Annotated in this window: 13 protein-coding genes; 6 read left to right on the forward strand and 7 right to left on the reverse strand. The window is 27.6% G+C overall.

Translation table 11 applies throughout. The features are described from left to right. The first annotated feature begins 152 nt into the window (after window positions 1-152). A complete protein-coding gene (locus tag C4S77_RS10770; protein WP_105247557.1) occupies window positions 153-2201 on the forward strand; it encodes an LTA synthase family protein in 2049 nt (682 codons plus the stop codon). Window positions 2202-2206: 5 nt separating this feature from the next. Here C4S77_RS10770 and C4S77_RS10775 read toward each other — a convergent pair whose 3' ends face one another. After that, entirely contained in the window at window positions 2207-2899 is a 693-nt protein-coding gene (locus C4S77_RS10775; protein ID WP_105247558.1) for a 3'-5' exonuclease, read from the reverse strand. A 382-nt stretch (window positions 2900-3281) separates the two neighbouring features. Here C4S77_RS10775 and C4S77_RS10780 point away from each other — a divergent pair, with 382 nt between their 5' ends. The 5 genes from C4S77_RS10780 to pyk are packed head-to-tail and all read left to right on the forward strand — an operon-like array spanning window position 3282 to window position 7467. Further along, a complete protein-coding gene (locus tag C4S77_RS10780) occupies window positions 3282-3521 on the forward strand; it encodes an acyl carrier protein (RefSeq protein ID WP_055424989.1) in 240 nt (79 codons plus the stop codon). Between the two features lie 17 nt (window positions 3522-3538). Beyond that, entirely contained in the window at window positions 3539-4789 is a 1251-nt protein-coding gene (fabF, locus tag C4S77_RS10785; RefSeq protein WP_105247559.1) for a beta-ketoacyl-ACP synthase II, read from the forward strand. A gap of 19 nt (window positions 4790-4808) precedes the next feature. After that, entirely contained in the window at window positions 4809-5558 is a 750-nt protein-coding gene (gene rnc / locus C4S77_RS10790) for a ribonuclease III (RefSeq protein WP_105191846.1), read from the forward strand. Further along, window positions 5558-6034, forward strand: coding sequence for an IPExxxVDY family protein (locus C4S77_RS10795; protein WP_105191844.1), 477 nt, complete (start codon window positions 5558-5560; stop codon window positions 6032-6034). Before rnc ends, C4S77_RS10795 begins: the two co-directional genes overlap by 1 nt. Next, window positions 6034-7467 carry a pyruvate kinase gene (gene pyk, locus C4S77_RS10800; protein WP_105191842.1) on the forward strand — a complete coding sequence of 478 codons (1434 nt, stop codon included), beginning with the start codon at window positions 6034-6036 and terminating at the stop codon, window positions 7465-7467. Before C4S77_RS10795 ends, pyk begins: the two co-directional genes overlap by 1 nt. 32 nt (window positions 7468-7499) lie before the next feature. On the opposite strand, the gene C4S77_RS10805 is transcribed toward pyk, so the two are convergent. The 6 genes from C4S77_RS10805 to C4S77_RS10830 form a co-directional block, all read right to left on the reverse strand. Further along, window positions 7500-8987: a glycosyltransferase family 39 protein gene (locus C4S77_RS10805; protein WP_105247807.1), complete on the reverse strand. Its 1488-nt coding sequence runs from the start codon at window positions 8985-8987 to the stop codon at window positions 7500-7502. A 101-nt stretch (window positions 8988-9088) separates the two neighbouring features. Further along, window positions 9089-10279 carry a glycosyltransferase gene (locus C4S77_RS13430; protein ID WP_105247560.1) on the reverse strand — a complete coding sequence of 397 codons (1191 nt, stop codon included), beginning with the start codon at window positions 10277-10279 and terminating at the stop codon, window positions 9089-9091. A gap of 1 nt (window position 10280) precedes the next feature. After that, window positions 10281-11468, reverse strand: coding sequence for a glycosyltransferase (locus C4S77_RS13435; protein ID WP_181042878.1), 1188 nt, complete (start codon window positions 11466-11468; stop codon window positions 10281-10283). An 18-nt stretch (window positions 11469-11486) separates the two neighbouring features. Then, entirely contained in the window at window positions 11487-12242 is a 756-nt protein-coding gene (locus tag C4S77_RS10820) for an alpha/beta fold hydrolase (RefSeq protein WP_105247562.1), read from the reverse strand. Next, window positions 12220-12525, reverse strand: coding sequence for an acyl carrier protein (locus C4S77_RS10825; RefSeq protein ID WP_105191835.1), 306 nt, complete (start codon window positions 12523-12525; stop codon window positions 12220-12222). The genes C4S77_RS10820 and C4S77_RS10825 overlap by 23 nt, the downstream gene beginning before the upstream one ends. Further along, complete coding sequence (locus C4S77_RS10830) at window positions 12513-15422, reverse strand: 4'-phosphopantetheinyl transferase family protein (protein ID WP_105247563.1); 2910 nt, start codon at window positions 15420-15422, stop codon at window positions 12513-12515. Before C4S77_RS10830 ends, C4S77_RS10825 begins: the two co-directional genes overlap by 13 nt. Window positions 15423-15425 lie beyond the last annotated feature (3 nt).

Genomic DNA, 15425 nt, shown 5'->3' on the forward strand with positions numbered 1-15425 from the left:
TAATAAATAAGATATTTTTTTTATTATTTGATAATAATAAATAGATATATTACGTTTACAATTAAAATTAACATTATATTAACAATAAATAAATGTTGTTTTATTTCAAATTTAAAGAAATCATAAACTAAAAATAATGAGCTAATATACTGATGGCTAAATTATTAAATTCTTTTTTGAAAATTTCTGGATTCTATATATTAGTAGGAGCCATAGTAAGGATTATTTTACTTTTTTTACCTATAACTAATAATAGTTTTCCGGAAATAAGTGATTATTTTAAAATTTTTTTATTAGGGATTGTAAATGATTTATGTGTTTCCATAATTTCTTTTGTATTCTTTTGGCTTTACTTAATATTTTTATCTGATAGGAAATTTAAATCTCCCTGGGGAAGTATAATACTAATTATAATGTTATGCTTATTGGGATATTTGATGTTTTTTCATACAATTTTTGATGATTATGGAAAATTGGTATCTAAACTTTTAATAGCTTTTTTAATTATTAAAGTTATTTCGTTTGCTTTACTTCTTTTTTTTCCAGTTATAAGGAAAAGCTGGAGATACTCCATGTATTGCATTATATTTTTTCTCTATGTTTATTTTATAATTTTTATAGCAGTTAGTGAATTTTTATTTTGGAATGAGTTTGGAGTAAGGTATAATTTTATTGCAGTAGATTATCTAATATATACTAATGAAGTAATAGGAAACATTTTGGAATCATACCCTGTAATTCCCATGTTTTCTGTTTTAGTATTAATATCTATTATAATAACTATATTTTATGTAAAAAAATCTAAAAAATATTTTAATGAATTTTCCGGTTTTAAAACAAAACTAATTAGTTCATTAATTTATTTAGGATTAATTATTGGAAGTATATATTTATTAAAATATAATCAAGAACAGGAAAATTCAGAGAATGAATTCGTAAATGAGTTGCAGTCCAATGGATTATTTAGATTTTATAATGCATTTATGGATAGTTCTTTAAATTATGATAAGTTTTATGCAAAAATTCCTGAAAAAAAAGCAATTCAAATTATTGAGCATGAATATGGAATGTTTAAGGATGGGGAAATTATAAAAGATACTCTCCCAGAAATAAAAAAAAATGTAGTATTAGTTACTATTGAAAGTATGAGCAGTAGTTTCCTAAATCATTTTGGCAATAAAAAAAACCTAACACCTAATTTAGATAAATTAGCAAATGATGGAATATTTTTTTCCAATTTATATGCTACAGGAAATCGTACAGTCAGAGGTTTGGAAGCACTAACACTTTGTATTCCTCCTTCTCCTGGAGAAAGTTTAGTTAAAAGAAAAAACACAAATAATTTGTTCTCTACAGGATATTTATTTAACAAAAAGGGGTATACTGTACAGTTTTTTTATGGAGGATATAGTTATTTTGATAATATGAAAACTTTTTTTAAAGGAAATGGATATCAGGTGATTGACAGAAATTCTTTAGCACCAAATGAAATAACATTTGCTAATATATGGGGAGTTTGTGATGAAGATATATTTAATAAAGCAATAAAAGTATTTGACGAAAATAAGAAGAAAAGAAAACCTTTTTTTGGACATATAATGACTGTAAGTAATCATAGACCATTTACTTACCCGGAGGGAAAGATTGGTAATCCTGAAAATGAAAAAACCAGAGAAGGAGGGATAATATACACAGATTATGCCATTGGGGGATTTATTAATGAGGCAAGAAAACACTCATGGTTTTCAAATACAGTTTTTATTTTTGTGGCAGATCATTGTGCTTCTAGTGCAGGGAAAGAAGATATTCCTTTAGAAGGATATCGAATTCCTGCAATAATTTATTCACCAGGATTTATCCAACCGGAAAAAATAACAAAATTAGTATCACAAATTGACTTAATGCCTACCGTATTAGGAAAGTTACATTTTTCTTATACTTCTTTTTTTTACGGACAAGATATTTTTAGTTCGAAATATATACCCAGAGCACCAATAGCAACTTATCAGAAATTAGGATATTTAAAAAAAGATATTGTTATTGTTTTATCTCCCAAACAAAAAATAGAACAATATAATTTTATTCAAAATAAACTTGAAAAAAATAAGCATATAGATAAAAATATATTGGAAGAAGCTATAGCAAATTACCAAACAATTTCTCACTTAATAGAAAATAATAGTTTGAAAATTAAAAAATAAAAATTTTATTCCCTTTCTAAAGGTTCTTCGTAACGCATTTTTCTAAATACATTTATAAGAGTAATAATATCTTTTTCACAATAAGATCGTATTTTTTCAATGTTCTTATCTTTATAATAAACATGAGCAACATTTCCGCCGTCCATTTCATCCTTAGGAGTAGGTAAATTAAAAATATTAGCTAGCAAATCAAGAGAGGTGTAATGTTTATGATCTCCAAATTTCCATAAGTCCATTGTGTCTAAATGCGGTATTTCCCAAGGTTTTTTGCCCTGTATTTGTAATATAGGAGGAAGTTTAACCTGGTTTATAATCATTCTTCTAGCCAAGTATGGGAAGTCAAACTCTTTACCGTTATGTGCACATAATAATAAATTAGTTGTAAAGTAATTTGAATTTAGCAGAGTATTAAAATCATTTAATATTTGAGGTTCATCACTTCCATAAAAGCTCTTAATGTGTATTTTGTTATCAATGATTAAGCCACAAGATAAACAAATTATTTTACCAAATTCAGATAAAATACCGGCTTTATCGTAATAATATTCTTCAGGGGAAATATCTTCTTTTCGTTGAAACTGAGTTTTCTTTTCCCAAAGTATTTGAGTTCTTTCCGGTAAATCTTCCCAACTTTCAAATTCAGGAACTGTTTCCAAATCTATAAATAATATCTGCTTAGAAGGAATATTAAATATCATTTTATTAAGACAAAAGAAATTTGATGTCAACAAATTTAAAAATAACACGTTTAAAAACAGAAATATAATTGTATAGTTTTATATAAAATTGTAGATAATTTTTTTAATATATAACAATAAGGTGATAATAAAATTAGTTTTATATTTAATTACCACTTCAAAAAAATAATAAGATTTTCATTGAAAAACGAATTAGGTATTTTGAGGAATTTTTTACTTGTTATTGGAAGAAGGAGTGTAATAATTTGGTTTTTAAGTGTTTATATGGTTGATTATTTCTTTTTTTGTTAATATTGACATATCAAAAATTACGAAAAAATATTATTCTAGCAAAAAAATTTATATATTTGCCGACTGAACTATAATAAAAAAATAAAAGGTTATGTCTGACATTACATCAAGAGTAAAAGCTATCATTGTTGATAAATTAGGAGTTGATGAAAGCGAAGTTACCCCAGAAGCAAGTTTTACAAATGACTTGGGAGCTGATTCATTAGACACAGTAGAACTAATTATGGAATTTGAGAAAGAATTTGATATTCAAATTCCCGATGATCAAGCAGAAAAAATTTCAACAGTAGGCCAAGCCATTTCTTATATTGAAGAAGTAAATAAACAATAATTATAAGACATTAGAGTATGGCTTTAAAACGAGTAGTAGTAACTGGACTTGGTGCAATAACTCCTATAGGTAATAATCTCAAAGAATATTGGGATGCATTATTAGGAGGAAAAAGTGGAGCGGGTCCAATTACTCTATTTGATGCAACTAATTTTAAAACAAGGTTTGCTTGTGAATTAAAAAATTATAATCCTGAAGATTATTTTGAAAAAAAGGATATTCGAAAATACGATAGATGTGCTCAATTGGGTATTATATCATCTAGAGAAGCTGTAGAAGACAGTAAATTATTAGAATATTCTGAATTAAATAAAGAAAGGGTTGGAGTTATTTGGGGATCAGGAATTGGAGGATTAAATACTTTTGAGCAAGAAGTTACAACTTTTGCTCGAGGAAATGGTGTGCCCAGATTTAATCCCTTTTTTATTCCTAAAATGATTGCCGATATGACTCCGGGTCTTATATCTATGGAATATGGATTTATGGGACCGAATTATGCGGCAGTATCCGCTTGTGCTTCTTCATCCAATGCTATTATTGATTCTTTAATGCTAATTAAATTAGGTAAAGCAGATGCTATTGTAACAGGGGGGTCAGAAGCAGCAATTTGTGCAAGTGGAGTAGGAGGGTTTAATGCTTTACATGCTATGTCTACCAGAAACGATGATCCTTCTACAGCCTCTCGTCCTTTTGATAAAGATAGAGATGGTTTTGTTTTAGGGGAAGGTTCTGCTACTCTTATTTTAGAAGAATATGAACATGCAAAAAAAAGAGGAGCTACCATCTATGCAGAAGTTGTTGGTGGAGGGTTAAGTGCTGATGCATATCATATGACGGCGCCACATCCGGAAGGGTTAGGAGCTTATAATGTTATGAAAAATGCAATAGAAGACGCTGGAATTAAATATAGTGATATTGATCATATTAATGTACATGGAACTTCTACTCCGTTGGGAGATCTAGCAGAGTCTAAGGCTATTTTAAAATTATTTGGAGAACATGCATATAATATTCAAATAAATTCAACAAAATCCATGACAGGTCACTTATTAGGCGCTGCAGGTGCATTAGAAGCCTTAGCTTGTATTGTGGCTATTAAAGAAAACAAAGTTCCTCCAACTATTAATCACTTTACAGATGATGAGGAATTTGATCCTAAATTAGATTTTACTTTTAATAAAGCTAAAGAAAAAGAAGTAATTTATGCAATGAGTAATACTTTTGGTTTCGGTGGTCATAATGCATGTGTTATTTTAAAGAAAATTTAAAATATGAATATCGAATCTTATGGCTATTTGGAAAAAAATATTTTTCCCTTCAAATTTATTAAAACAAAATCCGAATACTAAAGAAGAAAAAATTTTTAAAAAACAGATTGAAGATCTTATAGGGTATAAACCCTCAAATTTAAATGTTTTTTATGAGTGTTTTACCCATTCTTCAATCAATAATAATAGCAGAGATTTTGAAAGACTTGAGTTTTTAGGTGACTCAGTATTATCAAGTATCATTTCTGATTATCTATATCATCAAGCGCCTGATAAAAAAGAAGGGTATTTAACTCAAATGCGTTCTAAAATGGTTAATAGAAAAACATTGAATGCATTAGGAACTGAATTAAATTTGAGTGATTATCTTCAAAAAAGACAAAATACAAGTTTAGGAGAAAATATAAACGGAAATCTTTATGAAGCTTTAGTAGGTGCAATCTATATTGATGGGGGATTTGAAAACTGTAGAGATTTTATAAGTGAAACGCTAATTAAGCAAGAAGATTTTGAACAGTTAGAAAAAAGAGTTACCAGTTATAAAGGTCTCATTATTGAATGGGCTCAGAAAAATAAAATAGAGATTAATTTTGATACATTTCAGGAAGAAAATGCAGAAGAAATTAATATTTTTAATTCCATCATTTATTTAGATAATAAAATAATTACCAAAGGGAGAGCTACATCAAAGAAAAAAGCAGAGGAAATAGCATCCAAAAGGGCATTTTATAGATTAAATAAATATATAAATACTTCTAATAAAAAATAATGAAGATATATTCATTTGATTGGGAAGAAGATGACCCTATATTTAATTTTAAATTGTTAGGCTTATCTTCAAATCTTACAAAAGATTATGAATTTGCTTTTTATTTAAATAAATACTGTTTATTCAATCTAAAAAGAGTAGATGATCAGGTAATTATGGATCAAAAAATCCCATATAAGTTTTCAGTATTTAAATTTTATCATTTAAAAACCAAACAAAAAATAGAATTAATCAGTAATTATTCATTTCCTGAAATTTTAAAGAAAGATGATTTTAGTTTATTTGAAGAAGTTGAAAACACTAAAATATTAATGCCTGAATATAAGGCATTTAATTATTTCTTAAAATTTGATTTTTTCTTAGATGAAGAGTTTTATGTAACTTTGCAAAACCTGAAAATGATAAAAGAATATCAGTATATTGATTTAGAAAATATAAAAATAAATAATTTAGAAAATTTGATATTACCTACATAATGAACGAATTTAGAAAAAAAACAAAAATTGTTGCAACAATCGGTCCAGCCTCTGAAAGCAAGGAAGTTTTGATTAATATGTTTAAGGCTGGTGTTAATGTAATTAGAGTTAATTTTTCACATGCAGAAGAAGAAGTTGTGGAAAGATGGGTACATTTAGTTAGAGAAATTAATAAAGAATATAATTTAAATGTAGCTTTACTAGCAGATTTACAAGGTCCAAAATTAAGGGTAGGAATAGTTAAGGAAGGAACAATAGTTAGCCCAGGAGATATTATTACTTTTACTAATGAACAAATTGAAGGAGATTCTCGTAGAGTTTATATGAGTTATCCTCAGTTTGCAAAAGACGTAAAAGTAGGAGAAAAAATATTATTAGATGACGGAAAATTAATATTTGAAGTATTAGAGACAAATTTAATTAATGAAGTTACCGCAAGGGTAATTCAAGGAGGGCCACTTAAATCAAAAAAAGGTGTGAATCTTCCTAACACTAAAATTTCCTTACCAGCATTAACAGAAAAAGATATAAAAGATGCTTTAACTGCTATTAAATATGATTTTGATTGGCTAGCTCTTTCTTTTGTAAGAAATGTACAAGATGTACAAGATCTTAAAGAATTAATTCAAAAAAATAGTAATCATAAAATTCCGATTATTGCTAAAATAGAAAAACCAGAAGCAATACAGAATATTCAGGATATTGTAAATATAGTAGACGGAATTATGGTAGCTAGAGGAGATTTAGGAATTGAAATTCCTATGGAAAAGGTTCCATTAATACAAAAAAAGTTGGTAGCGATGTGTAAAATTGCATGTAAACCGGTTATTATTGCAACACAAATGATGGAGAGTATGATTGATGGGCTAACACCAACTCGTGCTGAAGTTAATGATGTAGCGAATTCAGTATTAGATGGTGCTGATGCCGTAATGTTGAGTGGTGAAACTTCAATAGGAAAATATCCGGTAGAAGTCATTAAAAATATGTCTAAGATTATTAATAATGTTGAAGATGACCATCATATTAAAGTGCCGGCACATGACCCTAAGCCTTTAAGTGACAGATATGTTACAGATATGATTTGTTTTAATGCAGCTAAGATGGTAGAACAGGTAAATGCTAAAGCTATAGTAACTCTAACTCAATCAGGTTATACAGCTTTTCAAATCTCTTCTTACAGACCTTTGGCTGATATTATAGTATATACCTCTAATAAAAGAGTAATTAATATGTTAAGCCTTTTATGGGGAGTTAAAGCTTTTCATTATGAAGGATTAAAAAGTACAGATGAGACGGTTGTAGAAGTTAATAAAGACATCGTTGATAAAAAATATGCAAATCCAGGAGATTTTGTAATAAATCTCAATGCTATGCCATCCTTTGGTAATGGACTAACTAATACATTACGTTTAACGAAAATAAGTCAATAAAAATAATTAAAATAAAATAAAACCCTTAATCTTTAAGGGTTTTTTATTTTATATAAATAATATATTTCAAGATTATTTTCATCAATTCTATTTTTTATGGTGTCAATCATTATTAAATTATAATTTTCTTTAAGTGTTGGTAAATTATAATAATAATCAAATTCATCAGTTTTTTCAACATGAATATAGCTATTTCTAATACCATCTTTATAAACCCGACGAGGTAAAATAATAAATTGAGTTTTTTTGTCCTTAATATAAGAACTTTGTTCATCTCTCAATTGAGGATATATTCTATAAGATAAATTAGGTTTAATAAAATATTTTACATTTGGAACAATATTGCAAGTTGTAAATAAGCTGTTGCCTAATCCAAAACCTAAATTAAGAAGGGTAGGATCCTTTTCTTTAATTAATACATCTCTTAAATTTTCTGTAAGATATTTATCATGTTTAAGAATTCTAGCTTCTACCCAGGTATTGGTTAATAATCTCAAACTTAATCCTAAAAAAACGGAGATTATGGCTATAACAATTAGTGGATAAACAGAATAATGATAAGAAATATATTTTTGTAAATATAAAAATAAACCTATTAATCCCAACACATCATAGACTAAAAAAGGTATAGGATAGTAGTATTGAAACATAGGAGCCATAAATATAGTAATGTAAAAAGATATTCCTGATAGTATAATAGATAAACTGGCTATTTTAGATTTAATATATTTAATGGAAAAATAAAATAATCCAATAGTAGGAAAAACAAGTAATGAACAAGAATCTATAAATAAGAAGGTTATTCTTTTCAACAATAGTAAAAAAGTACTTTGAACAGAAGATATTTGAGAATATTTACTATTTAGTACAATATATATATTATAAGCTTCTTTTAATGCATTATGACTATATAAATAAAATATAACGGGGGAAAATATTATTAAACATCCTACAATAAAATAAGTTACATTTAGAAAAAAATTTTTAAAATTTTTATTCCATAAAATAGAGATAAATATGAATAATAAAGGAAAAAACCAGAACATAACTAAGTTAATTTTTGTTAATAAAGTCATGCTGCATAAACATCCATGGATTAGCATATAAATTGGAGGATGTACTGATAAATTATCTTTTTTAAAAAATTTTATAAAATAATATAAGCTTATACATTCCCAAGTCAGAATGAATTCTTCTGCTGATCCACCAGCTTTAATTAGTTTCATTAAAAACAATGAAAAAATGATGCTGATAATAAAAGAAAATGCTTGATTTAGATAAAGTTTAGCAGTTAAGTAGACAAATATTAAAAGAATTGTCCAGTTTATAATTTGTATAAGGAACATACCAAAAAAAGAAGTATTTGAAATAAAGTATCCTATTCCATAAATGAAAAATATGAAAGGTCCTTTATGATCAAAAATTTCTGTATATAATGTTTTTCCATTTAGCATCCCTTTCGCAACATTAAAATATATATTTGGATCAGCCCACTCATTTGAGGCATAAAATGGAGACATTTTTGATCCAAAAAAAAGTAAAAAAACTACATATAAAAATAGTATGAAAATTAATATTATATTATTATTACTTGTTATTTTTGTGGTTGTACGGATCATTTCTATAAATTTTTGTTAGAATTAACTAAGTTTTCTAATAATTTGACTGCTTTATGATTTCCTCCGGCATTAATAAATGTACGTTTTATATATTTAGCAGCTTTTTTATAAACAGGGTTATTTAACAATTCATAAATTGCATTTTCAATTTCAGAATCTTTCATTCTCTTATAACGTAGTCTTATACCACAACCTGATTTTTCTATTAATGAGGCATTATAAAACTGATCATAGGCAATAGGTATTACTAAGATGGGTAATTCATTAATTAATGATTCATTAATGGTATTAAATCCGCCATGTGAAATTACAACGTCTACCTTTTGTAATAATTCAATTTGAGGTAGTTTTTTTTGTACAACAAAATTATTGGGCCATTCTTTTAACAAAGATGGTTCTGCTGAGGCTATTACGGTAACAGGTTTTTCTCCAAAAATATTAACAATCCGTTTAAAAAAATCTTGTCGAATATCTTCTACAACCGTACCCAAAGAAACATAAATTTTAGGATTTTTATATGTTTCAAATTTTTCCCAGTCAAATGTTACAGGAGAAGGTCGCCCGAAAACAGGTCCTATAAATGTTAAATTATTAGGAGGTATTTTATATCCGGCAAACTCATAAGAAGTAAATACCATATTTAGTTCTTTAGAATTAATAAGTTCTTCTTTTCCATATATTCCTAGGTCATTTTGTAATTTAATAATTAAATTGTGGCACCATTCCGTGACTTTAGGAGCTATTTTAGGGTCACCCATGGCTTCAGGCGGAGATGTTGTAGTAGTAGCACAAGGAATTCCTTTTTTGTAGGCAGCTAAGGATCCGGCAAAAGTAATACAGTCATTAATAATAACATCAGGATTAAATTTTTCAATTACTGAAAAAACTCCAGCCATCATTATTTTGGCAAAAGGGATATAAGTTTGCTCTAAAGCTAACTTTAAAGTTTCTAAACCGGAAAGATTAGAACCATTTCCTTGTAATGAAAGAATATATTCAATTTCTTTTTTATGTGGAGCTAGTAATTCTTCAGGATAAAAATAAATTCCTTTCATAGGTATATATTCCTTTTCTAAGGGAATTAATCCTGTCCAAGCTACAGAATGACCTTTTTCAATAAGACTGGCTCCTATACTGAGAGTGGGATTAATATGTCCAAAAAAGGGGGGAACTACGAATAAAAATTTTGCCATATTATTTTTTATATATAAGTTTTTCTAAATAATGAGCTCCTTTTTGTAATCCTCCTGCATTTATAAAAGACTTCTGTATTCTTTTTGCTCCATTTTTATATTTTTTATCATTAATAATAAGGTGTATAGCTTCTTTTAAATGTTGAGATTTAAATCTGTTAAACTTTAACCTTATACCAGCAAAGTTTTCCGTTACACAACCTGAAACATAAGATTGATCATAAGCAATGGGAATTACAACCAAAGGTATACCGAAAGAAAGCGATTCACAAACAGTATTATTACCTCCATGACATACAACTGCCTGCATATGAGGAATAATTTCTAATTGAGGTACTTTTTGCTGTATAATAAAATTATCTGGAATATGTGTAAATAATTTAGGATCTGAAACTAAGACCACAGTTATTTTTTCATTTCTAAAAGCATCTATAACCTTATTAAAAAAAACTAATTTTTGTTCATGATCAAAAGTAGTTCCGATACTAACTAAAATTTTAGGGCTTTTATTATCTAAATTTAATTTATCCCAATTGAAAGAAATATTTTCTTTACGGGAATTAATAATCGGTCCAATAAATTTATAATATGAAGGGAGTTGAGAGTCTCCAAAAAATTCTTTAGAAGTATATACTAATGTAAGTAAATTTGAGCAATCAATTCTTTGATCTCCCATAATCCCATGTGTTTTTTGGAAAGCAATTACTTGTTCACTTTCCCATTGGTGAACCATAGGTAAATTTTTGTTGATTTTTATAGAAGCAGGAGCAGTTACGGACGTTACATAGGGAATTTTTTGCTTAAAACAGCTTATTGCACCAGCAAATATCTGATGATCCGTAATCACAATATCAGGGGAATTATCAGTAAGTAGCTCAGAAATACCATCAATTATGTAATTATTCATAGGAATTAAAACGTCTTCGTATAAAAATTTTAAACTATCAATTCCATAAACAACTTTTTTTTTGAGATGTTCTATATATGTTAGTAAATTACTTTTTTCTTCTTCACTCAAAGAAAAAGGAATAAGTAATAACTTTCCCTTTTCTGGGAGTTGTTTTTCTAATTCAGGATCAAAACTAATCCAGAAAACTTCATGGTTTCTTTCTATAAGTTCTTTTCCCAAACCTAATGTAGGATTTATATGTCCCGTTAAGGGAGGTACTATAAAAAAAAATTTAGCCATTATAGAGGTTTAAACTAATTAATTGAAAAATTCCATTAATTTTTTACTTATCCATTCAGGGTTTTGAACCGGGAGATTATGGTCTCCATTTCCTTCATATAATTTAGAATTAGGGATAAGTTTATTCAATAACTTTCCATCTTCTAAACAATCGGATTGATTTCCATATAAGAGCAATATCTCTTGATGAATTGATTTCATATTTTCAGCAGAAGAAAAATCTTTATCTTTGATAAGATCCTTAGGCATAGTAGTTTCATGAAGTAGAAAATCAAAAAGTTTTTTACTTTTATTCAACTGTCTTTTATTGGGCGTTAATTGAGTAGATATAGAATAATTTCGCATATAATGTTCTAAAAACTCATTTCCGTATTTCTCTATGGTGTCATCTGTTCCGCTATCTGTAATTGGAGAATCAATAATTGCAATTTTTTGAGTTGATTCAGGATGATGAATAGCAGTAAATAATGAAATTAATCCTCCGAAACTATATCCTACTAAGTTTGCCTTTTGAATTTTAAAAAAATTCATTAATGATATTAAATCATTAGACATGGTTTTCAAATCATATCCATATTTTACCTTTTCACTTAACCCGTGGCTTCTTAAATCATACATGATAATATGGTGGGTTTTAGCCAGGTGTGTTGCTATATTGAAGTAAAACACAGATAAGTTCGTAAACATTCCGTGTATCATTATAATAGGATCCGGAGATGTTTCATTAAGTTCTAAAACATGAAATTTCTGATTATTTATCTTTATTAGTGGCATCAATTATAAAGTTAATAATATCAATAATACGTAAGTTAATTAACTGATCCATATCTAATGTAGCAACCCAACCATTAAAATCCATATCATCATTGTAGTAATTTTTAACTTTTTCAGCTAAAGCTACAATTTCAATACTATCCATTTCAAGATCTTTAGTAAAAGTGCTGTATTCAGTTATCTCCAATTCATCTACGATATCTTCCCCTAAAACCTCAGTAATAAATTTTTTCAATAATTCAAATACTTCCTTTTTTTGCTTTTGTAATTCTATAGAGTCCATCCTATTATGTAATTATTATATTTAATTGTTTTAATCGTTGTATTACAAATTATTAAATCTTCTCCTTCAATTTTTTGTATTTCATACTGTTTTGGATTTCCCTTTAATCCAACGCCTAACATTTTTCCATAAGCTTCTTTTGCAACCCAAAAACGGGTACTCCACTCATTATTATTTTTATCTTTTAGTAAATTCTTTTCATGGTTGGTTAGTGTATAGTCCAAAAAATTGGTTTCTCTTTCTTCAATTATTTCTATATCAATCCCCACAGGTTTCTCAGAAACTATACTAACAGAATTTGTACCTTTATGAGCCAAGGATATTTCAATTTCAGAAGCTTCTTTTACTCCATATATGGAGGGTTTATTGTTAGCATCATACTGAATATTTATTTCTATAGGGAAATATTTTTTTCCATATTTAGTTTCAATATATTTTCTTACATTATCTTTTAAAGCTATTCTACTTATTAAATAATCCTTTTTTTTATTTAATAGAAGAGAGTCATAATGTTTTTTTTCTTCCTCATTGAGATATATGTTCATTAAAAAATTCCAGTTCACCGCATAGTTATATACATTATTAAAAAAATATACATTAGGACTTATTTCTTTTGCTAAAATGTTTTTATCAGGATTTAAAGTCATATTCCAAAGATTTTTATCAAATCCTTCAAATATTTGGTTTTTCCATCCTTTAATGATACACCAAATTTTGTTTTCTCTTTTTATAATTATATCAGCCGTAGAAATTTTATTATTAAAAGAAGTAGGGAGGCAAATACATTCAAAAACCCCTTGTTGATCTTGAACCTCCTGAAAGAAATTAATTTCTTCTATTTTAACGGGAAAACTAACTTTGGAATTTTCACCTAAAGTTAGTTGTAAGTATAAGCCATAAAGTTGTCCTATATTATCTAATAAAGAACCTTTTCCTGTAGATTTTTTTATAAGAGCTCGAAGTCCCTTTCGGGTTATATTCTTTACTTCAAGAATTCCTTGGTAGCTAGGACCATGAAACATATGTTTTTTATAAATTATTTCAGGGCTTGGTATAGATACTATATTTTCACCCCAATCTATTTCCTGTAAGTATTTTGATTCAGGAACAGGATAATTATTTCCCAATTGCACTTCGCCACTAACAAAATTTTTAATTTTTAAGGAAATTTTATCTTTTGATTTCCAAATTCCTTCAATTTTTTGATCAAATGGAGTATTCACTTTCATCCATTGAAAAACACTTACAGGCCCTAATTTGAGTACTTTTTGACTGGGATTTTGTTTCTGCGCGGCTTCCATTAGTAATTCTAACGTCATAGTCATAGGAATTACCGGATTTATATCACTTAAAATTTTCCAGTTTTCAGGTTGCTTAAATAGAGAGTGGTCTATCAAATAAGGATATTCTTCCAAAGAGACATATAAGTTTTCGGTAAATGTATTACCAGTTCTGTCATATGATTTTTTATTTACGATGGATTCTTTTTCCGTAATAGAAGGATATGTTTTTTTAATAACAATATTTGTTTTTCTTTCTTTAAATAAACGAACGATTTGGTCCTGAATTAACATCATTTCTTTTATGTTCTCATTCCACGCTCTTTCAACAGGGTCCTCAATATTTACGGAAAGATTATTAATTGCATATAATTGGGATAAATTTTCTTTAGTGTTTTCAGCGGTAATTGATTTAGAAGATCTTTTTATCGTAACAGGATCTTTAGTATCTGTAGAGGTTTTATTATTAATGCCTAAAAAAGAAAAATTTATTTCTTTTCCTTCTATATATAAAAGAGCAAGTACTCGTTTAAGTTGTTCAAGTGTAGATCTGCCGGAAATACAAGTAGATATGGCACTATAGTTTTTTGTTTTTAAAATATCATCTACAAATCCAACTATATTTCCTATACCAATTTGTATAAATACTTTGGCTTTTTCTTGATAGTATAATTTTTCGATTAGCTCTCGAAAACGAACTGTTTCTGTAAGATGTTTAATGGTAAGTTCTTTAAATTCTTCAAAATTTTCTGGATAAAGATCTAATGTGGTAGCAGACCATAAAGGGATTTTACTTTTTTGTATTTGTATATTCTCTAATGCTTCATCAAGTATATGTAGGTGTTTTTTAATAAAAGGGGTATGAAATCCTGACTCGAAAGGTAATACCTGATAAAAAATTTTCTCTTTTCTAAGAATATCGAGTAAAAGATCTCTTGCTTTTTCTGTGCCACATAGTAGAATTTGACTTGGACAATTATCCATAGACAAATAAAGATCGGGAATATTTTTTAACCAAGAATCCAATTTTTCTTTTCCAGAAGCAACTGCTATAAAATAAATTCCTTCAATTTTGAATTTATCAGGAATCATAGATTGTAATAAATATTTTATAGAAGATTCAGAAACTAAATCTGAAGCTTTTATTGCAAACCATTCTCCAAGGCTATGCCCTGCATTCATATCTGGATATATTCCTAACTTTTTTAAAGAATTGTCAATAATTTTACTAGCATTAAATAATTCTAATGATTGATTTAATAGCTTGTTATTATCACCAATATTATTTTCTGAGATGGAATAGTTAAAAAATTCAGAAATACTTTTAATTTCCGGATTAGTTACAGAATCAAATCCGGGAAATAAAAATGCAATTTTTCCTTCTTTTTTTAATACAGGGTCATTAGAAAACCAAATATCTTGGCGTCCTTTCCAAGGTTTATCTTTGTCTATAAGTTTTTTTGCTTTTTCAACTCGTTCAAAAGTTGGATCAAAAATTATCAGTCGATAGTTTCCATCATTATTTATTGTATTGGATGGTGGAAAGTCAGAAAGTATTTTTAATAAATCTTCTTTGGAATTAGAAGATACAGCAAGTACGTTAGCAATTTTTTCCATGTT

Origin of the sequence: Apibacter adventoris, from assembly GCF_002964975.1 — a bacterium.
GTDB classification, from domain to species: domain Bacteria; phylum Bacteroidota; class Bacteroidia; order Flavobacteriales; family Weeksellaceae; genus Apibacter; species Apibacter adventoris.